Annotated in this window: 1 protein-coding gene and 1 pseudogene; both read right to left on the bottom strand. The window is 64.4% G+C overall.

The annotated features are described in order from the left end of the window. On the bottom strand, positions 1-254 hold a 254-nt coding region (locus tag DBR22_RS24220; protein WP_308810251.1), incomplete at its 3' end, for a carboxyl transferase domain-containing protein. After that, a pseudogene (locus tag DBR22_RS21475) lies at positions 251-1,428 on the bottom strand (CaiB/BaiF CoA transferase family protein). The gene DBR22_RS24220 and the pseudogene DBR22_RS21475, both read right to left, overlap by 4 nt. Positions 1,429-1,613 lie beyond the last annotated feature (185 nt).

Below are 1,613 nucleotides of genomic sequence, written 5' to 3' on the forward strand. Positions count from 1 at the left end.
CCGATGGACCCGCCCAAGAATCTGAACTCGCTGAGGACGACGGCGACCCGCCGACCACCGATGGTTCCCTCACCGGTGATGATTGATTCGTCGTGTCCGGATTTTGTCCTGGCAGCGGCCAGTTCATCGGCGTAGCCGGCTTCGATCGCGAGGGGCGTCAGCGGCTGGTCCCAGGACTGAAAGCTTCCGGCGTCCAGGGTCAGGGCTGTCAGTTCGTCGGGGCTGATCCGTGCAGGGGCTGGCACCGGGGTCACGCGACTACCGACTCGTCAAGCCAATACGCGACGGTTGCGTCGTGCTGGCCAAGGAGCGGGGGAGCGGTATGGTCGCGCTTGGTGATTTCGGTTCCGGCGTGCTCGAAGAAGCGCAGCGGAGGACCGGGAAGCTCGATGCGTCCCAGCGTGGGATGCTCCACGCCAACAACCAGGCCCTGGGACCTTGTCTGTTCCCATTCGTACACTTCGTCGATGGTGCGGACCTTTCCGGCCGGAATGCCTGCTTCCTGCAGACCGGAGAGTAGGTCAGAGGCTTTGCGTCCGGCGAAGCGTTGCTCGATTTCCGCGACCAGTTCCTGGTGGTTTCGGACTCTCTCGGCATTGGAGGAGAACCTGGGATTGGCTGCGTCCAGACCGGAGAAGGCGGCAAAGCGTGACCACAGTCCCTCGGAGCCGACGGCAATCTGCACGGCGCCGTCGGCGCAGCGGAACAGGCCATAGGGGGCGATGGAGGGGTGGTGGTTTCCCTGGGCAGAGCCGGTTTCGCCGGCGACTGTCCACCGGGTGCCCTGAAATGCATGAACACCGACGAGGGAGGCCAGCAGGGACGTCCTGACGATCTGGCCGCGGCCAATGCGTTCCCGTTCGAGCAGCGCCGCCAGCACCCCGTAGGCGCCGTAAATTCCGGCCAGCAGGTCGCCGATGGGAACGCCGACCCGCTGGGGATCGTCCGGGCCGGACCCGGTCAGCGACATCAGTCCGCTTTCGCCCTGGGCGATCTGGTCGTAACCGGCACGATCACCTTCGGGACCGTCGTGCCCGAATCCGGAAATGGAAAGGATCACGATCCGGGGGTTGAGTTGTTCGATGGCTGCCGGGCTGAATCCCAGACGGTCCAGCGTTCCCGGCCGGAAGTTTTCCACCAGGACGTCGGCTGTCTTGATGAGACGGCGGAGAATGTCGCCCCGGCGTCGCTCTTCAGGTCCAACGTGATGGATTCCTTGTTCCGGTTGCAGGACAGGAAATAGGTCGACTGCCTTTCGTCGGCGTCGCCCACGAAAGGCGGGCCCCAGCCGCGGGTGTCGTCCCCGCCCTGCGGGGATTCAACCTTGATGATGCGGGCACCAAGATCGGCCATCATCATGGTGGCGTGGGGTCCGGCCAAGGCTCGGGTGAGGTCAACGACGGTTGTGCCGTTCAATGGTCCGGACATGCTGAATGAGCCTTTCAAAAAGCGGTTGAAGTCCTGCCCGTGCGGGCATGGGGGCATCACCCATCGAGGCGTTCTTTCGCCGTGGATGGATGCTGATGTGGCGGCGGCCGCGGTCCGGTCCGCCGGCTAGGTCAGGAGGAAAGTTCCATGACCCGTTGCCGTGCGGTGTAGGCCGTGTCCTGGAT

The organism is Arthrobacter sp. HMWF013, assembly GCF_003061105.1.
GTDB lineage: Bacteria > Actinomycetota > Actinomycetes > Actinomycetales > Micrococcaceae > Arthrobacter.